Annotated in this window: 25 protein-coding genes and 1 other annotated feature; of the genes, 16 read left to right on the top strand and 9 right to left on the bottom strand. The window is 52.5% G+C overall.

Annotated features, from left to right (window positions below):
* The first annotated feature begins 254 nt into the window (after nucleotides 1–254).
* Nucleotides 255–1,013, top strand: coding sequence for a DUF481 domain-containing protein (locus OGY08_RS17405; RefSeq protein WP_003832568.1), 759 nt, complete (start codon nucleotides 255–257; stop codon nucleotides 1,011–1,013).
* A 164-nt stretch (nucleotides 1,014–1,177) separates the two neighbouring features.
* On the opposite strand, the gene yniD is transcribed toward OGY08_RS17405, so the two are convergent.
* Complete coding sequence (gene yniD / locus OGY08_RS17400; protein ID WP_003030590.1) at nucleotides 1,178–1,285, bottom strand: small membrane protein YniD; 108 nt, start codon at nucleotides 1,283–1,285, stop codon at nucleotides 1,178–1,180.
* Between the two features lie 304 nt (nucleotides 1,286–1,589).
* On the opposite strand from yniD, the gene thrS reads away from it, so the two are divergent.
* From thrS to selO, 14 genes are all read left to right on the top strand, one after another.
* Entirely contained in the window at nucleotides 1,590–3,518 is a 1,929-nt protein-coding gene (thrS, locus tag OGY08_RS17395; RefSeq protein WP_003832572.1) for a threonine--tRNA ligase, read from the top strand.
* Between the two features lie 3 nt (nucleotides 3,519–3,521).
* Entirely contained in the window at nucleotides 3,522–4,064 is a 543-nt protein-coding gene (infC, locus tag OGY08_RS17390; RefSeq protein WP_048997935.1) for a translation initiation factor IF-3, read from the top strand.
* A gap of 96 nt (nucleotides 4,065–4,160) precedes the next feature.
* Nucleotides 4,161–4,358, top strand: a complete 198-nt coding sequence (rpmI, locus tag OGY08_RS17385) for a 50S ribosomal protein L35 (protein ID WP_003030583.1) — start codon at nucleotides 4,161–4,163, stop codon at nucleotides 4,356–4,358.
* Nucleotides 4,359–4,413: 55 nt separating this feature from the next.
* A complete protein-coding gene (rplT, locus tag OGY08_RS17380) occupies nucleotides 4,414–4,770 on the top strand; it encodes a 50S ribosomal protein L20 (RefSeq protein ID WP_003030578.1) in 357 nt (118 codons plus the stop codon).
* Nucleotides 4,771–4,890: 120 nt separating this feature from the next.
* Nucleotides 4,891–5,015 (top strand) — a sequence feature (Phe leader region).
* On the top strand, nucleotides 4,896–4,940 hold the full coding sequence (pheM, locus tag OGY08_RS17375; protein WP_001386830.1) for a pheST operon leader peptide PheM: 45 nt from the start codon (nucleotides 4,896–4,898) through the stop codon (nucleotides 4,938–4,940). (Overlaps the previous feature by 45 nt.)
* A 124-nt stretch (nucleotides 5,016–5,139) precedes the next feature.
* Nucleotides 5,140–6,123, top strand: a complete 984-nt coding sequence (gene pheS / locus OGY08_RS17370; RefSeq protein ID WP_003832580.1) for a phenylalanine--tRNA ligase subunit alpha — start codon at nucleotides 5,140–5,142, stop codon at nucleotides 6,121–6,123.
* A gap of 15 nt (nucleotides 6,124–6,138) precedes the next feature.
* The gene (gene pheT, locus OGY08_RS17365) at nucleotides 6,139–8,526 is read left to right on the top strand and encodes a phenylalanine--tRNA ligase subunit beta (RefSeq protein WP_125363158.1); all 2,388 of its coding nucleotides are present in this window, start codon (nucleotides 6,139–6,141) and stop codon (nucleotides 8,524–8,526) included.
* A 4-nt stretch (nucleotides 8,527–8,530) separates the two neighbouring features.
* Nucleotides 8,531–8,830 (top strand): integration host factor subunit alpha, encoded by a 300-nt coding sequence (gene ihfA, locus OGY08_RS17360; RefSeq protein ID WP_003030571.1) that lies wholly within the window; start codon nucleotides 8,531–8,533, stop codon nucleotides 8,828–8,830.
* Nucleotides 8,831–8,951: 121 nt separating this feature from the next.
* The gene (gene btuC, locus OGY08_RS17355; RefSeq protein WP_003832584.1) at nucleotides 8,952–9,932 is read left to right on the top strand and encodes a vitamin B12 ABC transporter permease BtuC; all 981 of its coding nucleotides are present in this window, start codon (nucleotides 8,952–8,954) and stop codon (nucleotides 9,930–9,932) included.
* A gap of 60 nt (nucleotides 9,933–9,992) precedes the next feature.
* Complete coding sequence (locus OGY08_RS17350; RefSeq protein WP_003832585.1) at nucleotides 9,993–10,544, top strand: glutathione peroxidase; 552 nt, start codon at nucleotides 9,993–9,995, stop codon at nucleotides 10,542–10,544.
* Entirely contained in the window at nucleotides 10,544–11,293 is a 750-nt protein-coding gene (btuD, locus tag OGY08_RS17345) for a vitamin B12 ABC transporter ATP-binding protein BtuD (RefSeq protein ID WP_008784579.1), read from the top strand. The genes OGY08_RS17350 and btuD overlap by 1 nt, the downstream gene beginning before the upstream one ends.
* A gap of 77 nt (nucleotides 11,294–11,370) precedes the next feature.
* A complete protein-coding gene (locus tag OGY08_RS17340) occupies nucleotides 11,371–11,835 on the top strand; it encodes an NlpC/P60 family protein (protein ID WP_003832591.1) in 465 nt (154 codons plus the stop codon).
* A gap of 318 nt (nucleotides 11,836–12,153) precedes the next feature.
* A complete protein-coding gene (locus tag OGY08_RS17335; protein ID WP_125363159.1) occupies nucleotides 12,154–12,867 on the top strand; it encodes an EAL domain-containing protein in 714 nt (237 codons plus the stop codon).
* A 61-nt stretch (nucleotides 12,868–12,928) separates the two neighbouring features.
* Nucleotides 12,929–14,371 carry a protein adenylyltransferase SelO gene (selO, locus tag OGY08_RS17330; protein WP_219013524.1) on the top strand — a complete coding sequence of 481 codons (1,443 nt, stop codon included), beginning with the start codon at nucleotides 12,929–12,931 and terminating at the stop codon, nucleotides 14,369–14,371.
* Here the strand turns inward: selO and OGY08_RS17325 are convergent.
* The 8 genes from OGY08_RS17325 to ppsR form a co-directional block, all read right to left on the bottom strand.
* Entirely contained in the window at nucleotides 14,368–15,147 is a 780-nt protein-coding gene (locus OGY08_RS17325; RefSeq protein WP_103285104.1) for a heme ABC transporter ATP-binding protein, read from the bottom strand. The genes selO and OGY08_RS17325 overlap by 4 nt on opposite strands.
* Entirely contained in the window at nucleotides 15,140–16,132 is a 993-nt protein-coding gene (locus OGY08_RS17320) for a FecCD family ABC transporter permease (RefSeq protein WP_125363161.1), read from the bottom strand. The genes OGY08_RS17325 and OGY08_RS17320 overlap by 8 nt, the downstream gene beginning before the upstream one ends.
* Nucleotides 16,132–16,953 (bottom strand): heme/hemin ABC transporter substrate-binding protein, encoded by an 822-nt coding sequence (locus OGY08_RS17315; protein ID WP_125363162.1) that lies wholly within the window; start codon nucleotides 16,951–16,953, stop codon nucleotides 16,132–16,134. The genes OGY08_RS17320 and OGY08_RS17315 overlap by 1 nt, the downstream gene beginning before the upstream one ends.
* Nucleotides 16,950–17,981, bottom strand: coding sequence for a hematinate-forming heme oxygenase ChuS (gene chuS, locus OGY08_RS17310; RefSeq protein ID WP_125363163.1), 1,032 nt, complete (start codon nucleotides 17,979–17,981; stop codon nucleotides 16,950–16,952). The genes OGY08_RS17315 and chuS overlap by 4 nt, the downstream gene beginning before the upstream one ends.
* Nucleotides 17,982–18,028: 47 nt before the next feature.
* Nucleotides 18,029–20,011 (bottom strand): TonB-dependent hemoglobin/transferrin/lactoferrin family receptor, encoded by a 1,983-nt coding sequence (locus tag OGY08_RS17305; protein WP_125363164.1) that lies wholly within the window; start codon nucleotides 20,009–20,011, stop codon nucleotides 18,029–18,031.
* Nucleotides 20,012–20,085: 74 nt separating this feature from the next.
* Nucleotides 20,086–20,274 carry a hemin uptake protein HemP gene (gene hemP, locus OGY08_RS17300; RefSeq protein WP_125363165.1) on the bottom strand — a complete coding sequence of 63 codons (189 nt, stop codon included), beginning with the start codon at nucleotides 20,272–20,274 and terminating at the stop codon, nucleotides 20,086–20,088.
* A gap of 170 nt (nucleotides 20,275–20,444) precedes the next feature.
* Nucleotides 20,445–21,491, bottom strand: coding sequence for a 3-deoxy-7-phosphoheptulonate synthase AroH (gene aroH, locus OGY08_RS17295; protein WP_003030555.1), 1,047 nt, complete (start codon nucleotides 21,489–21,491; stop codon nucleotides 20,445–20,447).
* Between the two features lie 126 nt (nucleotides 21,492–21,617).
* On the bottom strand, nucleotides 21,618–22,451 hold the full coding sequence (gene ppsR / locus OGY08_RS17290) for a posphoenolpyruvate synthetase regulatory kinase/phosphorylase PpsR (RefSeq protein WP_003832602.1): 834 nt from the start codon (nucleotides 22,449–22,451) through the stop codon (nucleotides 21,618–21,620).
* A 328-nt stretch (nucleotides 22,452–22,779) separates the two neighbouring features.
* Here ppsR and ppsA point away from each other — a divergent pair, with 328 nt between their 5' ends.
* Nucleotides 22,780–25,158 carry a phosphoenolpyruvate synthase gene (gene ppsA / locus OGY08_RS17285; RefSeq protein WP_003832604.1) on the top strand — a complete coding sequence of 793 codons (2,379 nt, stop codon included), beginning with the start codon at nucleotides 22,780–22,782 and terminating at the stop codon, nucleotides 25,156–25,158.
* Nucleotides 25,159–25,162 lie beyond the last annotated feature (4 nt).

Raw genomic sequence — 25,162 nt, 5'->3', positions numbered from 1 at the left:
ACTTAACCTCCCGAAAGTGAAGTAATTAACAACATGATTTTTCATATCTTTATTTAAAATTATCGCCATAAAGATATATAAATAAAATAAAGGTTTAGGAACGCTCTTATTCAAAAAATGAAATAAGAATTTATTGCTATGTTATTCGAGTCTTTTTATAATTTGTTACCTTTCAAGGGTCTTTTGTCATTGATCCATATGAAAGTTTCCGAGACCGTAATGGTCTCTTTTTTTGTTGTACGGACTCTTAATAAATGAAGCTTTTGAAGACAGTGCCCGCAGCATTACTGTTGACGGGAGGCCTGCTTGCGTCAATGCATGCTGTAGCCGATGATTCCGTTTTTACTGTCATGGATGACCCTTCCAGCGCGAAAAAACCCTTTGAAGGTAACCTGAACGCGGGATATCTCGCCCAGTCAGGCAACACAAAAAGTTCTTCTTTAACCGCAGATACCACCATGACCTGGTACGGCCAAACGACCGCATGGTCTCTGTGGGGAAATGCCAGCAATACCTCCTCAAATGATGAGCGTTCATCGGAGAAATATGCCGTAGGTGGCCGTAGTCGTTACAACATGACCGACTATGACTATCTCTTTGGACAGGCAAGCTGGTTGACCGACCGCTACAACGGCTACCGCGAGCGTGACGTGCTGACAGCGGGTTATGGTCGTCAGTTCCTCAACGGACCTGTGCACAGCTTCCGTTTCGAATTCGGTCCTGGCGTGCGCTATGACGAGCACACGGATGGCACCACCGAAACACAGCCGTTGGGCTATGCGTCCGGGGCTTATGCATGGCAGATGACGGACAACACCAAGTTTACTCAGGGTGTGTCGGTATTCGGCGCTGACGATACCACGCTCAACTCTGAAACTGCCCTGAACGTTGCCATCAACGAGCACTTTGGGTTAAAGGTGGCTTACAACGTGACCTGGAACTCTGAACCGCCGGCAACAGCGCCGGAACATACCGATCGCCGCACGACAGTTTCCCTCGGCTATCGGATGTAATGACAAGCCGGGTCAAATAAATGACCTGGCTTTTCTAAGTTAAAGTTAAGTTTATTTAATATTTAATTTGCGTTTTATTTTTTTATCTGGCCATAACGCGCTATTTTCAGACAAATTCGATTAATCGATAAATAAACGAAACCGGAACAGTGGGTGAGCGTCATTTAGCCCCAGATCATCGCAGCCCAGCGCAGCATCAACATGGCCGCACAAATAACGAGCAGAATCACAACCATCTTCCAGTGTTTCTTCGCAAAGCGATTTGTGGGCATTGTTTTTTTCCTGCTCAGGTTAGATGACTTTGTGCAAGTGTAACAAAGACGGTTGGGTGTCAGTGAATTGATTTACATCATAGAGCGCGCGTTGATTGTTGCTTTGATCGACCCGTAATGCCGTGTACACTGTCAAACGGTGTTATCAAAAAGCGGGTGTAGGTCCAGTGTGGTCTCTAAGGCGACCAGTGACATATTTCGCAGAGTGAAGCGGGAATCAGCCCAGACCTTTTTGATAATTTTAAATATTGAATCTTTGTATGTGCTCTTACGTGTGGGGCACCACTGCAAATAAGGATATAACATGCCTGTTATTACTCTTCCTGATGGCAGCCAACGCCATTACGACCACGCTGTAAGCCCCATGGATGTTGCGCTGGACATCGGTCCAGGTCTGGCGAAAGCCACTATTGCTGGCCGTGTTGACGGTGAGCTGGTAGATGCTTCCGATCTGATTGAGCATGATGCGAAGCTCTCCATCATCACCGCGAAGGATGAAGAAGGTCTGGAGATCATTCGTCACTCCTGTGCGCACCTGTTAGGGCACGCGATCAAACAACTCTGGCCGCACACCAAAATGGCGATCGGACCGGTTGTTGATAACGGTTTTTACTACGATATCGATCTTGACCGTACGTTAACCCAGGAAGACGTCGACGCGCTCGAGAAGCGGATGCACGAGCTCGCTGAGAAAAACTACGATGTCATTAAGAAGAAAGTCAGCTGGTACGAAGCGCGTGAAACCTTCGTGAAGCGTGGCGAGACCTATAAAGTCTCCATTCTTGATGAAAACATTGCCCATGATGACAAGCCTGGCTTGTACCATCATGAAGAATATGTCGATATGTGCCGTGGCCCGCACGTGCCGAACATGCGTTTCTGCCATCACTTCAAACTGATGAAGACCGCAGGGGCATACTGGCGTGGCGACAGCAATAACAAGATGCTGCAGCGTATTTATGGTACAGCATGGGCAGATAAAAAAGCCCTGAATGCCTACCTGCAACGTCTGGAAGAAGCGGCCAAACGCGATCACCGTAAAATCGGTAAACAGCTTGACCTGTATCATATGCAGGAAGAAGCACCGGGTATGGTGTTCTGGCACAACGATGGCTGGACTATCTTCCGTGAACTGGAAGTATTCGTTCGTTCAAAACTGAAAGAATACCAGTATCAGGAAGTGAAAGGTCCGTTCATGATGGACCGCGTGCTGTGGGAAAAAACAGGTCACTGGGATAACTACAAAGATGCAATGTTCACCACCTCTTCTGAGAACCGTGAATACTGCATTAAGCCAATGAACTGCCCAGGCCACGTGCAGATCTTTAATCAGGGTCTGAAATCCTATCGCGATCTGCCGCTGCGTATGGCTGAGTTTGGTAGCTGCCACCGTAATGAACCGTCAGGTGCGCTGCATGGCCTGATGCGTGTTCGTGGCTTCACTCAAGATGATGCACATATCTTCTGTACTGAAGAGCAGATTCGTGATGAAGTTAACGCGTGCATTCGTATGGTCTACGATATGTACAGCACCTTTGGCTTCGAGAAAATCGTCGTCAAACTGTCCACTCGCCCCGAAAAACGTATCGGTAGCGATGAAATGTGGGACCGTGCTGAAGCTGACCTGGCCGTTGCGCTGGAAGAAAACAACATCCCGTTTGAGTTCCAACTGGGTGAGGGCGCGTTCTACGGTCCGAAAATTGAATTTACCCTGTATGACTGCCTCGATCGTGCATGGCAGTGCGGTACTGTACAGCTGGACTTCTCCCTGCCGTCCCGTTTAAGCGCCTCTTACGTTGGCGAAAACAACGAGCGTCAGGTTCCGGTTATGATTCACCGTGCAATTCTTGGGTCGATGGAACGTTTCATCGGTATCCTGACCGAAGAGTTCGCTGGCTTCTTCCCGACCTGGCTCGCACCAGTTCAGGTTGTGGTCATGAACATCACCGATTCTCAGTCTGAATACGTTAACGAATTAACGCAGAAACTACAAAATGCGGGTATTCGTGTAAAAGCAGACTTGAGAAATGAGAAGATTGGCTTTAAAATCCGCGAGCACACTTTACGTCGTGTCCCTTACATGTTGGTCTGTGGCGACAAAGAGGTAGAAGCAGGCAAAGTTGCCGTGCGCACCCGTCGTGGCAAAGACTTGGGCAGCCTGGACGTAAATGAAGTGATTGAGAAGCTGCAACAAGAGATTCGCAGCCGCAGTCTTCAACAACTGGAGGAATAAGGTATTAAAGGCGGAAAACGAGTTCAAACGGCACGTCCGAATCGTATCAATGGCGAGATTCGCGCCCTGGAAGTTCGCTTAACAGGTCTGGAAGGCGAAGCTTTGGGTATTGTGAGTCTGAGAGAAGCGATCGAAAAAGCTGAAGAAGCTGGAGTAGATTTAGTTGAAATCAGCCCTAACGCCGAACCGCCAGTTTGTCGTATTATGGACTACGGCAAGTTCCTTTATGAAAAGAGTAAGTCTTCTAAGGAACAGAAGAAAAAGCAAAAAGTTATCCAGGTTAAGGAAATTAAATTCCGTCCTGGCACCGACGATGGCGATTACCAGGTAAAACTCCGCAGCCTGGTACGCTTTCTGGAAGATGGCGATAAGGCTAAGATCACGCTGCGTTTTCGCGGTCGTGAGATGGCCCACCAACAGATTGGTATGGAAGTGCTCAACCGCGTCCGTGACGATCTGAGTGAACTGGCAGTAGTCGAATCCTTCCCTACGAAGATCGAAGGCCGCCAGATGATCATGGTGCTCGCTCCTAAGAAGAAACAGTAAGGCCTTCAAGTAGCAATGTCTGTGGAGCCTACGGGTTCCACAGCCGTTGTTCGCCTACGTTTCGTTTATTAACAATGCGAAGTGGAAGTTATTAAAATGCCAAAAATTAAGACCGTACGCGGTGCTGCTAAGCGTTTCAAAAAAACCGGTGGTGGTGGATTTAAGCGTAAGCACGCAAACCTGCGTCATATTCTGACCAAAAAATCTACTAAGCGTAAACGTCACCTGCGTCCAAAAGGCCTCGTGTCTAAAGGCGATCTGGGTCTGGTTATCGCGTGCCTGCCGTACGCATAAGCCGTTAACGTTTAATTCATTTTTTTACTAAGAATATAGATACAGGAGAGCACATATGGCTCGCGTAAAACGTGGTGTAGTTGCCCGTGCACGTCACAAGAAAATTTTGAAACAAGCTAAAGGCTACTACGGTGCGCGTTCTCGCGTATACCGCGTTGCCTTCCAGGCTGTTATCAAAGCTGGTCAGTACGCTTATCGTGACCGTCGTCAGAAAAAGCGTCAGTTCCGTCAACTGTGGATTGCGCGTATCAACGCAGCAGCACGTCAGAACGGTATTTCTTACAGCAAATTCATCAACGGCCTGAAAAAAGCCTCTGTTGAAATCGACCGTAAGATCCTGGCTGACATCGCAGTATTCGACAAAGTAGCGTTCACCGCTCTGGTCGAAAAAGCGAAAGCAGCTCTGGCATAAGCCGGTGAAAAGAGGGAGCCTGGCTCCCTCTCTTTTATTTGTAGTGCAATCAATTAGTTGACAATTTATCCGTAAGCCTTTTCAATAAAGGTTGTCCGGTTTTTACCACACAAGGTAACGCAAGCATGAATGCTGCTATTTTCCGCTTCTTCTTTTACTTTAGCACCTGAACTCAGGAGGCTTGCGCGTGAAAGAAGAAACGGAAAACAGCGCCTAAAAGCCTCCCTGGTGGAGGCTTTTTTTATACGCGTCATCCTTCAAGCTGTCTTTGTGATGGCTGTATTCGTGCTTTGGCCGCGTTGATACAACTTGAATGATTTTGCGTAAATACGAGCGACTAGTGAATATCGCAACATAACGAGGAAAACCATGTCACATCTCGCAGAGCTGGTTGCCAGTGCAACGGCCGCCATTAACCAGGCTTCAGATGTTGCCGCGTTAGACAATGTCCGCGTCGAATATTTGGGCAAGAAAGGGCACTTGACCCTTCAGATGACAACCCTGCGCGAACTGCCGCCAGAAGAGCGCCCGGCAGCAGGTGCGGTGATTAACGAAGCCAAAGAGCAGGTACAGCAAGCGCTGAACGCGCGTAAGGCCGAATTAGAAAGCGCTGCGCTGAATGCTCGTCTGGCTGAAGAAACGATCGATATTTCCCTTCCTGGGCGTCGTATCGAAAACGGCGGTCTGCACCCGGTGACGCGTACAATCGACAGGATTGAAAGTTTCTTCGGTGAGCTGGGCTTTACCGTGGCGACTGGTCCGGAAATCGAAGATGACTATCATAACTTCGATGCGCTCAACATTCCTGGCCATCACCCGGCGCGCGCTGACCACGACACTTTCTGGTTTGACGCGACGCGTCTGCTGCGCACACAGACTTCCGGCGTGCAGATCCGCACCATGAAAGAAAAACAGCCGCCGATCCGTATTATCGCCCCGGGCCGTGTATATCGTAACGATTACGATCAGACACACACACCAATGTTCCACCAGATGGAAGGGCTGATTGTTGATACCAACATCAACTTCACCAACCTGAAAGGCACGCTGCACGATTTCCTGCGCAACTTCTTTGAAGAAGACCTGCAGGTTCGTTTCCGTCCTTCCTACTTCCCGTTCACTGAACCATCTGCGGAAGTTGACGTGATGGGCAAAAACGGCAAATGGCTGGAAGTGCTGGGCTGCGGGATGGTTCACCCGAACGTGTTGCGTAACGTTGGAATCGATCCGGAAATCTATTCCGGCTTTGCATTCGGTATGGGTATGGAGCGTCTTACTATGCTGCGTTACGGCGTTACCGATCTGCGTTCTTTCTTCGAAAACGATCTGCGTTTCCTCAAACAGTTTAAATAAAGGCAGGATAAAACAATGAAATTCAGTGAACTGTGGTTACGCGAATGGGTAAATCCGGCGATTGATAGCGATGCGCTGTCAAACCAAATCACGATGGCGGGTCTTGAAGTTGACGGTGTGGAACCTGTTTCCGGCGCGTTCAATGGCGTTGTGGTAGGTGAAGTGGTTGAATGCGGCCAACACCCTAACGCTGACAAACTGCGCGTCACCAAAGTGAATGTAGGCGGCGACCGCCTGCTGGATATCGTCTGCGGTGCGCCAAACTGCCGTCAGGGGTTGAAAGTGGCTGTGGCAACCGTTGGTGCCGTTCTGCCGGGCGATTTCAAAATTAAAGCCGCGAAACTGCGCGGTGAACCGTCTGAAGGCATGCTGTGCTCGTTCTCCGAGCTGGGTATTTCCGACGATCATAACGGGATTATCGAACTGCCTGCCGATGCGCCAATTGGTACCGATATCCGTGAATACCTGAAGCTTGACGACAACACCATCGAAATCAGCGTCACGCCGAACCGCGCCGACTGCTTAGGCATCATCGGTGTAGCGCGTGACGTTGCTGTACTGAACAAAGCCCCGCTGGTTGAGCCGGAAATCGCTCCAGTAGCCGCGACCATTAGCGACGTCCTGCCGATTCAGGTTGAAGCCGTGGAAGCCTGCCCACGCTATCTGGGCCGCGTGGTGAAAGGCATCAATGTTAAAGCGCCGACCCCGCTGTGGATGAAAGAAAAACTGCGCCGTTGCGGTATTCGTTCTATCGATGCCGTGGTTGACGTGACTAACTATGTGCTGCTCGAACTGGGTCAGCCGATGCACGCATTCGACAAAGACCGCATTGAAGGCGGAATTGTTGTTCGTATGGCAAAAGAGGGTGAGACCCTGGTATTGCTGGACGGCAGCGAAGCGAAGCTGAATGCAGATATGCTGGTGATTGCGGACCACAACAAAGCGCTGGCGATGGGCGGCATCTTTGGTGGCGAACATTCCGGCGTGAATGATGAAACACAAAACGTCCTGCTGGAATGTGCATTCTTCAGCCCGCTGTCTATTACCGGTCGAGCGCGCCGTCACGGTCTGCACACCGATGCATCTCACCGCTATGAACGTGGTGTCGATCCTGCGCTGCAACATAAGGCCATGGAACGTGCAACGCGCCTGCTGATTGATATCTGCGGCGGTGAAGCGGGCCCAGTCATTGATGTGACGAACGAAGCCACGCTGCCAAAACGCGCAACCATTACGCTTCGTCGTAGCAAACTGGATCGTCTGATCGGACACCATATTGCCGATGAGCAGGTGAGCGACATTCTGCGTCGTCTGGGTTGTGACGTGACGGAAGGGCAGGATGAGTGGAAAGCGGTCGCGCCGAGCTGGCGTTTCGATATGGAAATCGAAGAAGACCTGGTCGAAGAAGTCGCCCGCGTATACGGTTATGACAATATCCCGAACACGCCGATTCAGGCGGGTCTTATCATGGGTACGCATCGTGAAGCGGATTTGTCGCTGAAACGTGTAAAAACCATGCTGAATGACAAAGGCTACCAGGAAGTCATTACCTATAGCTTCGTCGACCCGAAAGTCCAGTCACTGCTGCACCCGGGTGAAGAAGCGTTGCTGCTGCCAAGCCCAATCTCTATTGATATGTCGGCAATGCGTTTGTCCCTGTGGACCGGCTTGCTGTCTACGGTAGTGTATAACCAGAATCGTCAGCAGAACCGCGTACGTATTTTCGAAACGGGTTTACGTTTCGTGCCAGATACGCAGGCCAACCTCGGGATCCGTCAGGATCTGATGCTGGCTGGCGTGATCTGCGGTAACCGTCATGATGAACACTGGAATCTGGCAAAAGAGACCGTTGATTTCTATGATCTGAAAGGCGATCTGGAAGCGGTTCTCGACCTGACAGGCAAACTGGCAGACATTCAGTTCAAAGCTGAAGCGAATCCAGCACTGCATCCGGGTCAGTCTGCGGCGATTTATCTGAAAGGTGAACGTATTGGTTTCATTGGGGTTGTTCATCCTGAACTGGAACGTAAACTGGATCTGAACGGTCGCACTCTGGTGTTTGAACTGGAGTGGAATAAGCTCGCAGACCGCGTGGTGCCTCAGGCGCGTGAAGTTTCTCGCTTCCCAGCGAACCGTCGCGATATCGCAGTCGTTGTCGCAGAAAACGTTCCCGCTGCGGATATTTTATCCGAGTGTAAGAAAGTTGGCGTAAATCAGGTAGTTGGCGTAAACTTATTTGACGTGTACCGCGGTAAGGGTGTTGCGGAGGGCTATAAGAGCCTCGCTATCAGCCTGATCCTTCAGGATACCAGCCGTACACTTGAAGAAGAGGAGATTGCCGCTACCGTCGCCAAATGTGTAGAGGCATTAAAAGAGCGATTCCAGGCATCATTGAGGGATTGAACCTATGGCGCTTACAAAAGCTGAAATGTCAGAATATCTGTTTGATAAGCTTGGGCTTAGCAAGCGGGATGCCAAAGAACTGGTCGAGCTGTTTTTCGAAGAGATCCGTCGTGCTCTGGAAAATGGTGAGCAGGTAAAACTCTCTGGTTTTGGTAACTTCGATCTGCGTGATAAGAATCAACGTCCGGGCCGTAACCCGAAAACGGGCGAAGATATTCCCATTACAGCACGGCGCGTGGTGACCTTCAGACCCGGACAGAAGTTAAAAAGCCGGGTTGAAAACGCAACGCCCAAAGAAGAGTGATTTAACGATACGCAGAGTATGACGCGTATAACTAAAAAGGCCGCTATGCGGCCTTTTTCCTTTTCACTACCGAATCAGCACCGTAGAATCACCTCCATCTCTTTTCAGCAGAATGGAAAACATGCTGACTTTCGCCCATCAACAACAGCGCCGAAATGTGCGCTGGATACTGTCACTGTCAGTACTGATGCTACTGGCAACGATTCTAAGCTTGTGCGCAGGAGAACAATGGATCGCTCCCGGCGACTGGTTCAGCGCCCGCGGCGATCTGTTCGTCTGGCAAATTCGACTTCCCCGTACCCTTGCCGTTTTGCTGGTAGGCGCTGCATTGGCCTTATCTGGCGCAGTGATGCAAGCTCTGTTTGAAAACCCGCTCGCAGAGCCTGGATTACTGGGCGTATCTAACGGCGCGGGAGTCGGGCTTATCGCGGCGGTGCTGCTGGGGCAGGGGCAACTCCCCGGCTGGGCGTTGGGCCTTTGCGCGATTGCCGGGGCGCTGATTATCACGCTTATTCTGCTACGTTTCGCCCGTCGACATCTGTCTACCAGCCGTCTGCTGCTGGCGGGGGTGGCGCTGGGGATTATCTGCAGCGCGCTGATGACATGGGCTATCTACTTCTCTACCTCGTTTGACTTACGACAGCTGATGTACTGGATGATGGGGGGCTTCGGTGGCGTAGACTGGCATCAGGCCTGGCTCATGGTGGCGTTGATTCCGGTGCTGGTGTGGATCTGCTGTCAGTCGCAGCCGATGAATATGCTGGCGTTAGGAGAGACTTCTGCGCGTCAGCTAGGACTGCCATTATGGTTCTGGCGCAACCTGCTGGTGGTTGCCACAGGCTGGATGGTTGGCGTGAGCGTGGCTCTGGCAGGGGCGATTGGTTTTATTGGGCTTGTGATCCCGCATATTTTGCGACTGTGCGGCCTCACCGATCATCGTGTTTTACTGCCAGGTTGTGCGTTGGCTGGCGCAATCGCATTATTGTTTGCTGATGTTGTCGCGCGTTTGGTGCTGGCCTCGGCTGAGTTACCTATCGGCGTGGTAACGGCCACCATGGGCGCACCGGTATTTATCTGGCTATTGTTAAAAGCCGCGCGCTAGAACGCGTTGGTACGGTCTATGATTAAAAACTGAAAATCCACCTGTTGTTCTGGAGATGCTATGCAAAACACTATCCTCGATACAGAAGTGACGACCATCGACGGCGAGGTTACCTCACTGCAGCCGTATTCCGGGAATGTGCTGTTAATCGTCAACGTTGCTTCAAAATGTGGACTGACGCCGCAGTACGAGCAACTGGAAAATCTGCAGAAAGCCTGGCACCAACAGGGCTTCAGCGTTCTTGGTTTCCCTTGCAATCAGTTTCTGGGCCAGGAGCCGGGCAGCGAAGAGGAAATAAAAACGTACTGCAGTACCACATGGGGCGTAACTTTCCCGATGTTCAGCAAAATTGACGTCAACGGTGAGGGACGCCATCCGCTGTATCAGAAGCTGATTGATGCCGCACCAACGGCCGTTGCGCCTGCGGACAGTGGGTTCTACGAGCGAATGGCGAGCAAAGGTCGTGCGCCGCTCTACCCGGACGATATCCTGTGGAATTTCGAGAAGTTTTTAGTGGGTCGCGATGGAAAAGTGCTGCAACGATTCTCACCGGATATGACGCCTGAGGATCCCATCCTGGTGCAAACCATCAAGCAGGCGCTGGCAAACTAATGTCTCGATTGATGCAGCTACAGGACGTCGCGGAATCGACCCGTCTCGGTCCGCTTTCTGGTGAGATAAAAGCAGGAGAGATCCTGCATTTAGTGGGACCAAACGGTGCCGGAAAAAGTACGCTGTTGGCGCGTATGGCGGGTCTGACAAACGGAGAGGGTAGTATCACTTTTGGTGATATGCCGTTGGAGGAATGGCCGGCCGCCAGGCTGGCGCAATATCGCGCCTATCTTGCGCAACAGCAAAATCCGCCGTTTGCCATGCCGGTCTGGCATTTTCTGACGCTGCATCAACCCGACAAAGCACGCACCGATCTGTTACAGGAGATCGCCGATGCGCTCGGCCTGGGAGATAAACTGGGGCGCGGCGTGAACCAACTTTCCGGCGGTGAGTGGCAGCGTGTGCGCCTGGCTGCGGTTATCCTGCAGATTTGCCCACAAGCGAATCCATTAGGTCAGCTTTTACTGCTGGATGAGCCGATGAACAGTCTGGACGTCGCGCAACAAAACGCACTGGACCGACTGTTGAGTCAGCTGTGTTTGCAGGGCATAGCGATTGTGATGAGTAGCCACGACCTTAATCACACCTTACGCCATGCGCATAAAGCCTGGCTACTCAAACGCGGGAAACTGCTTGCCAGTGGTTCACGAGATGCGGTACTGACGCCGGCCAATCTGTCTGCGGCCTATGGCGTCAACTTCCGACGTTTGGATATTGAAGGGCACAGAATGCTCATATCAACCACTTAAGTGAAATGGGTTCTTGAAAATCATATAATTTCCACGCTAAATTGGCATAAAAATAAAATTCAGAGGATTCGTACTGAATGCGCTTTTGGCTCCTTTTCATCACAGCATTGTTTTTGGCGGGCTGCAGCAGCCATCGTGCGCCTGCGCCAAATGCCCGCTTGTCGGATTCTATTGCCGTTATCGCCGGTCTTAATGATCAGCTACAAACCTGGCATGGCACACCCTATCGTTATGGCGGTATGAGCCGTAGTGGGGTGGATTGTTCTGGATTTGTTTTGATGACGATGCGCGATAAATTCGACCTGCAACTTCCGCGCGATACGCGTACGCAATCAAAGATTGGTACCGAAATTGATAAAGACGATTTGCTGCCAGGCGATCTGGTTTTCTTTAAAACCGGGTCTGGGGAAAGCGGTCTGCATGTTGGTATTTACGATACCAATAATCAATTTATTCATGCTTCAACCAGCCGTGGCGTGATGCGCTCGTCTCTGGATAACGTTTACTGGCGTAAAAACTTTTGGCAGGCGCGACGTATTTAATCCCCCGCAACTCCGAGGCTGCCATCGAGTGCGCAGCCTCAACATCACCATTTGAAAGTTAACTTTTATTTCTGCTTTTGGTTAGACAATACCCCTGAACATTAAGAGCGTATCTTGCTAAAAATATGATTTATTCCGAGATATTAAAAAGTGCAAAGCTGGATATTCGCTTATAATCAGGATAAGCTAAAAAAAAGGATTCGATTTACCGGCTAAAAAGGGAAAAATGAAAGGGCCTCTACTTGCATCAGCAGTAACGTATTTCTCCATCCTTTGCTACAGGATGCCGGATAACACCCATGCAGCGGGGCTGGCACGATGATTGTTTCACTGGATAATCTTTACCATTCTGAGTTCTCTTTTCTTCCTGCGAGAAGCGAAAAAGGCGATCTTGAATTCGTCGATATCATCACCAGTTTCACCAGTGCGCATGGGGATGTGCGTATACCCACCGAGCTGGTCCTACCTCGGATGTCAGACGACGAACAATGTCGTTTATTTGTAGAAAAACTAGAATTAATCGAAACGTGCCAACATTTTTTTATTCAGCGAAAAGTATCCGCCTGGATTAATTTAACGCCAGCAGTTGCTAATACTTTATTATCAGATACTGAACTTGCTTCACAAGTTGAACGATTTTCATTTCTGGAGCTGACTATTAATGAAAGCTATCCGGAGTTAAACAAAGGTAAAGATAATCCAATATTGGCCGCACTTGCTGCGCGATTTCCATTAGTCCTGACAAACTATGGTTCTGGCGGTATATCAACCCGGGCAATTTTTGACGGCCTGTTCAAACGCGTCGTGCTGGATAAAAACTTTGTTCAACAAAGGATTGCACATATTTCGTTTGAACCGTTTATGCGGGCTATTCTGGCGCAACTATCGCCCAGCTGTGAGTCAATAATCATTAGCGGAATTGATACACAAGAGATGCTGGAGCGCGTCTTGCCTGTGGGATTTAGTGCCATGCAGGGAGGGTTGTGGCCTGCGGTGCCTCCTGCGCAGATAATTTCGCTCGCTAAGATATAACCCTTTTATTTGCTGGTGTTTAACAGCCTATTAACAGTCTACACTAGAGGCAGGAGGCCCTATGACCCTGTCTTTTACCACTCGCTGGCGTGATGAACTACCAGCAACCTATACCGCGCTTTCACCCACCCCTCTGAAAAACGCGCGCCTTATCTGGCATAACGATGCGCTGGCGGAGCAATTAGCAATTCCTGCGGCGCTATTTGATATTCCGACTGGTGCAGGCGTTTGGGGCGGCGAATCGTTGCTTCCCGGGATGTCGCCTTTAGCCCAGGTATATAGTGGGCATCAGTTCGGCATCTGGGCTGGTCAGCTTGGCGACGGACGAGGGATCCTGCTGGGCGAACAACAGCTCGCGGATGGTTCAACGTTTGACTGGCACCTGAAAGGCGCCGGACTCACACCGTATTCCCGCATGGGTGATGGGCGTGCCGTGCTGCGCTCGACCATTCGTGAAAGCCTGGCCAGTGAAGCGATGTACTACCTGGGAATACCGACCACGCGGGCATTGTCGATTGTCACCAGTGACACGCCGGTTTATCGCGAAACGGTCGAAGCAGGGGCGATGCTCATTCGCGTGGCGCAAAGCCATATGCGGTTTGGCCATTTTGAGCATTTTTACTATCGCCGAGAGCCGGAAAAAGTGCGCGAGTTGGCTGACTTTGCGATTCGCCATTACTGGCCGCAATGGCAGGAAGAAGCCGATAAGTATCAGCTGTGGTTTAACGATGTTGTCACGCGTACTGCGACGTTAATCGCTGACTGGCAGGCGGTAGGATTTGCACATGGTGTTATGAACACGGACAACATGTCGATTCTGGGTCTGACGATGGATTACGGTCCATTCGGTTTTCTTGATGATTACGTGCCTGATTATATCTGCAACCACTCTGACAACCAGGGGCGATACAGTTTCGATAACCAACCGGCTGCCGCGTTGTGGAACCTGCAACGTCTGGCGCAAACCCTGTCGCCGTTTATCCAGGTCGAGGCGCTAAATGATGCGCTGGACAGTTACCAGCTGGCGCTGTTAACTCGCTATGGTCAGCGGATGCGGCAAAAGCTCGGCTTCTTTAGCGAGCAGAAAGACGATAACGAACTGCTTAGCGAACTGTTTAGCCTGATGGCGCGAGAAAGAAGCGACTATACGCGAACGTTTCGCATGCTCAGCGAAACGGAGCAGCACAGTGCGCAATCTCCGTTGCGCGATGAGTTTATCGACCGCGCAGCATTTGACGACTGGTTCACGCGGTATCGCTCGCGCCTTCAGCAAGACAATATTGCCGATGCAGTCAGACAAACACAGATGAAGGCGGTAAATCCGGCGATGGTATTACGTAACTGGCTGGCGCAACGGGCGATTAGCCAGGCAGAGCAGGGGGATTACGCCGAACTGCACCGGTTGCACCAGGTGTTGCGTACCCCGTTTGCCGATCGCGATGATGACTATGCCAGCCGTCCACCTGACTGGGGCAAACGGCTGGAAGTGAGTTGTTCAAGCTAAGGGGCCAGAAATACCTGCGGGGAGGCGTTGGCCGGATGCTGGCCAACGTGTACCTGAGCACCGTACCAGCGCTTCAGGTCATCGGCCTGTAACACAGTTTCCGGTGTTCCCTGCGACACCAGCCTGCCGTTGTGCAGCAGCACTATTCTGTCTGCCCACAGTGCGGCGAGGTTCAGATCGTGAAGCACAATGCACACATGCAGCTCACCCGAAGCGGTTAGCGTTTTTAGCATGCGCAACAGATGCTGCTGGTGGTAAAGATCCAGCGCGGAGGTCGGTTCATCAAGGAATAACCAACCGCGAGGCGCACCGTCGCACCAGAGTTGCGCCAGCGCACGGGCTAACTGCACTCGCTGTTGCTCGCCGCCGGAAAGCGCGGCGTATTGCCGGCCTGCCAGAGGCGTACATCCGGTCATCTCCATTACCTGTGCAATAAGCCCAGGTTCCGGTCGTTGGGTCCAGGGCGCGCGACCCATCGCGATGACGGCCTCTACCGGCCAGTCAAATCCCAGTTGCGTTTGCTGACGCATTACCGCCCGGTGTCGCGACAGCATTTGGGTAGGCCACTCCTCCAGCGGTTTGCCCGCCAGCACGCAGCGCCCGGTAGCCGGTTTCAGAAAACCGGTCAGCAAGCGTAGCAGAGTGGATTTCCCCGCACCGTTTGGGCCGATCAGCGCCACCAGTTCACCTTTTGTAAGGGCGAGCGATACGTCGTCGATCACCGCTCTACCAGCTACGTGATAGTGAAGCCCTTCAGCGATGAAATGTTCAGCCATGCGGTCCTCGCTGACGAAAAATAAGCCATAAAAACCACGGTGCGCCGAGAAGACTGGTCAACAGACCGACCGGCATCTCCGCAGGCGCAACCGCCGTACGGGCCAGTGTGTCGGCAATCAGCAATAAAAACGCGCCCGCCAGCACGGAACCCGGAATAACGGCCCGATGGTCTGAGCCGAGCCACATACGTATTAAATGTGGGATGACCAACCCGATAAAGCCAATCACGCCGCTTACCGCCACGGCTGAGGCAACCAGTAGTGCGCTACAAAGCAGCAAAATACGCTGGATTGTACGCACATCAACGCCGAGATAATGCGCCTCTTCCTCACCCAGTTGCAGAAGATTCAGCGCCGGAGCAAGTCGCCAGATGATCAGCACTGTCGGGATTGTCAGTGAAGTGACAGCCAACAGTGTGGACCACTGCGCGGCCCCCAGACTTCCCATTCCCCATAGCGACAGCTGGCGCAGTTGCGCATCATTACTGACCCACGACAAAACGCCAACCGCCGCCCCACAGAGCGCGTTAATGGCAATGCCGACCAGCAGCAGGCGTGAGAGTGAACCGTCGCGCTGTTGGCTAAGGATAAAAATCACTACGGTTGCCGCCAGCGCGCCGAAAAAAGCGGCCAGCATTGGAGCATACAATATCAGCAGCGCGGGCAAGGATACAGGCAGCACCACCCACAGGGCCACAGCGCAGGCGGCGCCGCTGCTTATTCCCAGTAATCCAGGGTCTGCAAGTGGATTGCGAAACAGCCCCTGCATCACGCAGCCCGCGAGCGCCAGAGAGCCGCCAATCACCAGCGCCAGCAGGACGCGGGGCAGACGAATCGTGAGCCAGATTTGACGCAATGCCTCATCGCCATCACGCCAGAGCAGACTTACCGGCAGGCGCAACGCGCCAAAACCGGTAGCCAGAACCGTCATTACAACCAGCATCAATGCCAACATCCACAACGAACAGGTGATCCGCCGGGACATCAGGGCAATTGCTCCGCTTTAGCACGAAGCTGCAAAATAGCCTGTGGCGTGCGAACGCTGAAGCCCAACAGCGCCATATCGTCAACCTGCAATACCTGCTTATTCCTTCCGGCAGGTGTTTGCGCAAGTCCCGGTAGCGCCCACATGTTTGCCTCGCCACCCATCGCCTTAACACCTTCTTGTGAAATCACTACCAGATCGGGCTGGCTGGCAATGACGCCTTCTTGTGACAGCGGCTGATAGCGATTAACGCCCTGCATCGCGTTGCGTAGACCTGCGGCACGAATCGCCGCATCGGCTCCGGTTTGCTGGCCCGCCGCCATCGCGGTCATCCCGCCATGATTGAGAATAAACAGCACACGTTTATTAAGTTCAGATGACGGGAGCGTCGCCAGTTCCTGACGTAACGTTGCGCGCAGCGTTTCGCCGTCGGCATTCCTATGGGTAGCCTCGGCGATAACCCGAACTTTTTCATCAATCGCGTTAAGATCGTTGCTTGCTGGGATCGTGACAACCCTGACGTTGCTCTGCTCGAGCTGTTTTAACACCAGAGAAGGCTGCGCCTGCGCGCTGGCAAGGACCAGCGTAGGGCGTGTGGCAAGGATCCCTTCGGCGTTGAGCTGGCGCAAATAACCAACATCAGGTAACGCGGTTGCCGCAGCAGGCCATTGGCTGGTGCTGTCTCTCGCCACAAGGGAGGGTTGTGCTCCCAGTGCGTATACGATCTCGGTGACATCGCCACCGAGGGCAACAACTCGCTCCTCGGGCGCAGCCAGTGCGGCGAAGGGCAGCAGCGCGATCAGGGCCAGCAGTTTTTTCATGCGGCCAGTCCTTTCGGCGTTAGCGCGTCAATCTGTGTGCGCCATTGCGTCTGTTCCGGCTCGCCTTCCGTACGTTGACCATACAATTGTGCGATTTGCGTACCGTCGGCAGCAAACAGTTCCAGACTGGTGACGTGGCCATCGACGGTCGGTTTGCGCGTCACCCACGTTTCGGCCACGCTCTCTTCCAGCAGATGCAGGGTAAAGGTTGGGTTGAAGATGTTTAGCCAGCCTTTCATCGGTACCAGTTTTTCAATCACGCCGGTAAAAATCTGTACACAGCCGCGATTACCCACAAAAACCATAATTTCGTTGCCATCCTGACGCGCGGTGTCGAGTAACTGCGCCAGTGCACTATTAGAAACCTTACAGGCCAGATCGTCGCCTACCAGATTAAATGCCTGTTGGCGGGTGAGTTCATGGCGTTTCAGCAGACCGAAGAACTGGTGGACATCGGTCATCGCTCGCCACTCTTGATCAACAGTCTGCGCATCGACCGTGACGGCGGCAGGCGCGGAATTGTTGGCGGGTTGCAGTGCCAGCGGCGGGTTTTCTGCAAAGATGAAACGGGTCAGCAACGCTGCCCATTCCTCAACGAGGGTATTTTGCGTGGTATAGACCTTCAGCAGCGCATCACCCTGATGGTCGAAGAACTGAATGCTCTGACGCTCACCATGGGCGGTTGTTTCGCTGATATGAAAGGTGCTGGCCCACTGATTCAGGAACAGACGCAGATCGAGGGCGCGCGGATTGAGAACCAGCCCAGCATGACCGTTGAGGTGCTGATTGGTAAAAGCACCTACCTGCTCATGTACTGCGTATTCATTGCGGCAAATACATTTGGTTTCGCCAACTGCTTCCAGTGCGCTGAGAATTTCACGCACTTCGCCACGTAAGCGCCAGGCATCGTGACCGACGCGTGCAAAGGTCAGTTCGGCTTCGCTAATATTCATCAACCCCGCAATATCACGTGCGTATTTGCCAGGATTTTCTTTCTTCAGTTCCAGCCAGCGTGTGTAATGATTCATTGTCTCTTCCTTCCAGATTGCGGCCCCGGCGAACCGGGGAAAAGTGATTACCACTGATAACTCACGAAAATTTTGCCATTACGACCATCCTGCGGAATGCCTTGCGGCGACCAGTACTCTTTGTCGAAGGCGTTGCCCAGTACCAGCGTGGTGGTCATGCCTTTCAGCGCTTGTTGGCCCTGATAGCTGACGTAGAAATCGTTTACCGCATAGCCGGGCTGTTTAGCGTAGGTGCTGCTGATATGCGTTGAACGGTCAGCAAATGTCCCTATCCAGCCGACAGAGAAACCGCTGTGCGCAACTGGCACATTCAGTTTGCTGGTGACGGTGTCCGGGTTAATGCTTGAAATGTATTCGCCGGTGTCAGTATCTTTTCCGCGTGTGCGGTTATAGGCCATGTCGAGGCTGAACAGATCGGTGGAATATTTCGCCATCACATCCCAGCCCCAGATTTTGGCGTTGGGTACGTTATAGGACATGGTTGTCGCAGCGGCGAAATCGACGCTGGTGGAGATGTAATCTTTCGCTTTGGTGTCGAAATAGCTGGCTTTAAATTCGAGCGCGTCGCTCGCCATCAGAAGATCGTCAAAGCGCAGGCCAAATCCGTATTCCTGTGTTTCGTTGGTTTCCGGGCGCAGGTTAGGGTTCGGCACCCAGTAGTTGGTGTAAAAACGACCAATCGAGAAGTGTTTCGCATCGTTATACATCTCGCCCATAGTCGGGGCACGGAAAGCCTGAGCGTATGAACCGAACAGCATCAGCCAGTCAGTTGGCGCAACCGTTAATCCGGCGCGGGACGACCATTTATCGGCATCGACATCTTCATAACCGTCGCTGCTGCCGCGATAAGAGTCATAACGGGTACCGCCCAGCAGCGTAACCGGCAGGTCGCGCAGGGTGATTTCATCCTGGAGCCAGCCGGAGCTGAAATCGATCTTAGCCTCCGGGAAACCAGTTGTTGCTCCTCCCGGTTGTTGTTCCTGACGATAGTATTCACCGCCGTAGGTCAACAGGTGAGATGCAAAAGAGTCGGTAAACAGACGGCTGCGGTTGTCGATCTTCCCGCCTTTTGTGGTTTGCTTGCGAAATTCGCCAGTGTTATCTGCATTCTGAGCATTAATGCGCGCTTCGGACCAGTAGATACGGGCGTCAGCGTTCAGCCAGTCATTGTCCGCCGGAGCGAGCGAGTAGGTCAGTTGCGCATCACGCTGGATCGTTGAACGGTTGGTCATCGGATTGCTGGCATCCGCCGCGCTGGTCTGCGGGTTTTTAGGTTCCCGGGCGTCATTATTGTAGTAACGCAGCGAACCGGCCAGCGTCTGGGCGCTGTCAATTTTCCAGCTACCTTTCGCCAGCATATTGTTAATTGCTTCGTCATTCGGCGCAGTAGTACCGTCACTCTGGCGTAAATCACCGCGATCGCGGCTGGACCAGGCAAGCAGTCCGTCCAGCGTATCGGTACGGCCATACGTGCTGGCGCCCATGCCGAGACTGTGATCGCCGGTCGCCGCGGTACCGAACACGCGATAACCACTGTTTTTCCCGACGTCCAGTAGATCTTTGGCATCTGCAGTGTCATAGGCGATCACGCCGCCTAGCGCGCCGCTACCGTACAGTAGTGCGGAAGGGCCACGCACGACTTCGATGCGTTTGATAAGCGCCGGGTCGAGGAAGGTACTGTTCAGGTGTCCGGTGTCGGTTCCCTGACGAACGCCGTCAACCAGTACCAGAACTCCGCGTCGATCATAGCCGCGCAGATTCACGTCCTGGCCGTTGGTACGGCCCGTACCGTCAAGGGTCATACCTGGAACCTTACGTAACAGGTCGGCAGCGGAGCTGGCGGTTTGGTTTTCTGGGGCGGTGGCGTCAATGACGCTAACCATCATTGGCGCTTCAAAGGCGCTACGGGCATTGCCGGTGGCGGTAACGGTCATATCCTCGACCGCCGCCCAGGCGACGGCGGGCAGGTTACTGATAATCGCCAGCGCCAACAGCGATGGGCGCAGGGAAGCGGTGTGCAGGTAAGGCATAGCAACTCTCCATTAGGAAATCGAAAAGCGCTGGCTGCCTGGGTATGACCTGGGTGGCTGGCGAAATGTGTTGTTTATTTAGTCAGAATGAGTTTTCCGGCTTGTGTCTGGCGCAGCAGGTAGTGCTGACCATCATGTTCTATGATCACGCGTCCTTCGTTACCAAGCAGGGTTTTACTGTCAATTCGTCGCTCGTTTGGCGCGACGAAAGGCGGTGTTTTGTCTTTTGCGGGCGTTGCCGTTGTGTTATCCATACGTGACATAGTGTTTAAAAATAACAATCAATGTAACAATGATAATCATTATCATCAAACTGCAAATTTGCGGCAAGCGTTTTTGTGAAATAATTGTGACGAGAACGTTTTTTGCGCAATAAGCAAGGGAAAAACAAGGGATTAGCGCCGGGCAAGCTGATATTGCCCGGCGAACAGCATTAAAAACGGCTATCAACCGCAGAGGCGAGTTTTTCAACCAACAGTTCAGTATCTTCCCAGTTCAGGCACGGGTCGGTAATGGACTGACCATAAACCAGCGGCTGGCCGCTAACGATTTTTTGCGTACCTTCACGCAGGAAACTCTCCGCCATAATCCCGGCAATCGCCGTCGAACCATTGCGAATTTGCTGGCATACATCATCACAAACGTCCAACTGACGGCGATGCTGCTTCTGGCAATTACCGTGGCTAAAATCGACCACCAGATGCTCAGGCAGGGAAAATTCGTGCAGGGTATCGCAGGCGGCAGCAATATCTTCAGCATAATAATTCGGCTTTTTACCGCCACGCATGATGATATGCCCGTAAGGGTTACCGCTGGTCTGATAAATGGTCATCTGGCCGGTTTTATCCGGCGAGAGGAACATGTGACTGGCGCGGGAGGCGCGAATCGCATCGACGGCGATGCGCGTGTTGCCATCCGTTCCGTTCTTAAAGCCAACCGGGCAGGAGAGCGCGGAGGCCATTTCACGATGGATCTGACTTTCGGTGGTGCGCGCGCCAATAGCTCCCCAACTGATTAAATCAGCAATAAACTGGCCGGTCACCATGTCGAGGAATTCAGTCGCCGTGGGGACGCCCAGTTCGTTGACCTGCAACAGCAGTTTTCGCGCCAGTTCAATACCGTGGTTCACACGATAACTGCCATTCAAATCCGGGTCGGAAATCAGGCCTTTCCAGCCTACGACGGTGCGTGGTTTTTCAAAATAGGTACGCATCACGATTTCCAGACGCGCCTGGTGCTTAGTGCGCAGCGCCTGTAACCGTGTCGCGTATTCCATCGCGGCATCAAGATCGTGAATCGAGCAGGGACCTACGATCACCAGTAAACGGGGGTCTTCACCATTTAAAATTTTTTCTATCCGACGTCGGGAGTCCGTAACATGACGGGCGACGGAGGACGAAACAGGATGCCGTTGCGCAAGCTCTGCTGGAGTGACCAGGTTGTCAATACGCGCAGTACGGAGTTCATCGGTTCTGTTCATTACTTGTCTCAGAAATTTGTTGCTTCAACGGCAGGACTACCGGGAAGTGATGTACATCACAATATCACACTCATCCTGCCTGGTGGCGAGCATAATAACAAAAAATCGAACCAATGCACTAGCATTCTAGTACATGCGGCGATTCAGTCCCATGATATCGAGGATCTTGGTAGCAATCTCTTCTACCGAATAATTGGTACTGTTCAGCCAGGGGATCTGGTTTTTCCGGTACAGCGCTTCTACCTCAGCAACTTCCATACGGCACTGACGCAGCGAGGCGTAACGGCTGTTCTCACGGCGTTCTTCGCGGATGGCCGCCAGACGCTCAGGGTCGATAGTCAGACCGAACAGCTTATGCTGCAACGGCTTCAGGGAGGTGGGCAGCACCAGATTATCCATATCATCGGCAATAAAGGGGTAGTTGGCAGCGCGGATACCAAACTGCATGGCCAGATACAAACTGGTCGGGGTTTTGCCGCAACGGGAAACGCCGAGCAGGATCACCTGCGCCTGATCGAGGTTGCGCAACGAAATACCGTCGTCGTGGGCGAGGGTGTAGTCAATGGCAGCGATGCGCGCGTCGTACTTGTTGAGGTTACCGGGATTCAGACCGTGCGTGCGGTGGGCGATAGGCGTAGGGTCGAGTTTCATCTCGTGCTGCAGTGGGGCAACCAACGCCTGCACGATATCCTGACAAAACCCTTCGCTTTGCAGAATGATCGAGCGAATTTCCGGCAGGACGATGGAGTAAAACACTAAAGGGCGCACGCCAGTTTGTTGGTAGATAGCGTCAATCTGGTCTTTAACCGCGCGCGCACGACTCTCATTTTCCACAAACGGCAGCGTAATACTGCTGATCGTGACCGGAAATTGCGACATCACCGCGTGACCCAATACCTCGGCGGTGATGGCCGTACCATCAGAAATATAAAATACGTGACGATCAACAGCATTATCCATTTTGCTCATCCTGGGGCAGATATAATTCTCTGAAAGCATAAATTAAAATTCGCCAGAAGCGAATATTGCGGCATCTATTTTATAAAATGAAACGGTATTTTTATATTTAATGAAAAGTACATTTCATTTTTCGGAACAAATGTTTATACCGGTCATTTTTGTGGTGATCCCGTGTGGCTCGCGGGTTTGCGCAAATGCGGAAACAATCTGAAAAAATAAAAAATAAAGTTGCTTGAACGATTCACCGTTTTTTTCGCCGGAGTAAATATGCCAAGATAATTACGCAAAATTGAGTTTCCTAACCTCGTTCATATATAAGGATTGTTCGATGTCCAACAATGGCTCGTCACCGCTGGTGCTTTGGTATAACCAACTCGGCATGAATGATGTAGACAGAGTTGGAGGCAAAAATGCCTCCCTGGGTGAAATGATTACTAACCTTTCAGGTATGGGTGTTTCCGTACCGAATGGTTTTGCAACGACCGCCGATGCGTTTAACCAGTTTCTGGACCAGAGCGGTGTAAACCAGCGCATTTATGAGCTGCTGGATAAAACGGATATCGACGATGTCACTGAGCTTGCGAAAGCCGGGGCACAGATCCGCCAGTGGATTATCGACACTCCTTTCCAGCCCGAACTGGAAAATGCCGTCCGCGATGCCTACGCGCAGCTGTCAGCGGACGATGCCAATGCCTCTTTTGCCGTGCGTTCTTCCGCTACCGCAGAAGATATGCCAGATGCGTCATTTGCCGGTCAGCAGGAAACCTTCCTCAACGTCCAGGGATTTGATGCCGTACTGGTTGCCATCAAACACGTATTTGCCTCGCTGTTTAACGACCGCGCGATCTCTTATCGTGTTCACCAGGGCTATGACCACCGTGGCGTCGCGCTCTCTGCTGGCGTTCAGCGGATGGTGCGTTCTGACCTCGCGTCCTCAGGCGTAATGTTCTCCATCGATACCGAATCCGGTTTCGACCAGGTTGTCTTTATCACGTCCGCCTGGGGCTTGGGCGAAATGGTCGTGCAGGGCGCCGTTAACCCGGATGAATTCTACGTGCACAAACCTACCCTGGCGGCTAACCGTCCGGCGATCGTCCGTCGCACAATGGGATCGAAAAAAATCCGCATGATTTACGCGCCGACCCAGGAACACGGTAAGCAGGTGACCATTGAAGATGTCCCGCAGGAACAACGCGACATTTTCTCCCTGACTAACGAAGAAGTGCAGGAACTGGCCAAGCAGGCGGTGCAGATCGAGAAGCACTACGGTCGTCCAATGGACATCGAATGGGCGAAAGACGGCCATACCGGCAAGCTGTTCATTGTTCAGGCGCGTCCAGAAACCGTGCGCTCTCGCGGTCAGGTGATGGAGCGTTATACGCTGCATGCTCAGGGTAAAATTATTGCTGAAGGTCGCGCCATCGGCCACCGCATTGGCGCGGGTCCGGTCAAAGTCATTCATGACATCAGCGAAATGAACCGCATCGAACCAGGCGACGTACTGGTTACCGACATGACCGACCCGGACTGGGAACCGATCATGAAGAAAGCGGCAGCAATTGTCACTAACCGTGGCGGTCGTACCTGTCACGCGGCAATCATTGCCCGTGAACTGGGGATCCCGGCCGTGGTGGGCTGTGGCGATGCGACCGAGCGCATGAAAGATGGTGAGAAGGTAACTGTCTCCTGTGCCGAAGGTGACACCGGTTATGTTTACGCTGACATGCTCGACTTTAGCGTGAAGAGTTCCAGCGTGGAGACCATGCCGGATCTGCCGTTGAAGGTGATGATGAACGTCGGTAACCCGGACCGGGCTTTCGACTTCGCCTGTCTGCCAAACGAAGGCGTCGGTCTGGCGCGTCTGGAATTTATCATCAACCGCATGATTGGCGTACACCCGCGTGCGCTGCTGGAGTTCGATGACCAGACGCCTGAGCTGCAAAATGAAATCCGCGCCATGATGAAAGGTTTCGATTCTCCGCGTGAATTCTATGTCGGTCGTCTGACGGAAGGGATCGCGACGCTGGGTGCGGCGTTTTATCCAAAACGCGTCATCGTGCGTATGTCGGACTTTAAGTCCAACGAATATGCCAACCTGGTCGGCGGTGAGCGTTATGAACCGCATGAAGAGAACCCGATGCTGGGCTTCCGTGGGGCGGGCCGTTATGTTGCCGACAGCTTCCGCGACTGCTTCGCGCTGGAATGCGACGCAGTAAAACGTGTCCGTAACGACATGGGCCTGACTAACGTTGAAGTGATGGTACCGTTTGTACGTACCGTTGCCCAGGCGAAAGCGGTGGTGGAAGAGCTGGCACGCCAGGGGCTGAAACGCGGCGAGAACGGACTGAAGATCATCATGATGTGTGAGATCCCGTCTAACGCCTTGCTGGCCGAGCAGTTCCTCGAGTACTTCGACGGCTTCTCCATCGGCTCAAACGACATGACGCAGCTGGCGCTGGGTCTGGATCGTGACTCTGGTGTGGTTTCTGAACTGTTTGATGAGCGTAACGACGCGGTGAAAGCGCTGCTGTCGATGGCGATTCGTGCTGCCAAGAAACAGGGTAAATACGTGGGTATTTGCGGCCAGGGACCTTCTGACCACGAAGACTTCGCGGCCTGGCTGATGGAAGAGGGGATCGACAGCCTGTCGCTGAACCCGGACACTGTCGTACAAACCTGGCTGAGTCTGGCTGAACTGAACAAGTAATATC

This window comes from Citrobacter sp. Cpo069, assembly GCF_030332785.1.
Classification (GTDB): domain Bacteria; phylum Pseudomonadota; class Gammaproteobacteria; order Enterobacterales; family Enterobacteriaceae; genus Citrobacter; species Citrobacter portucalensis.
The sequence above is the reverse complement of the archived record's forward strand: the minus strand, read 5'-3'. Positions and strand labels throughout refer to the sequence as shown.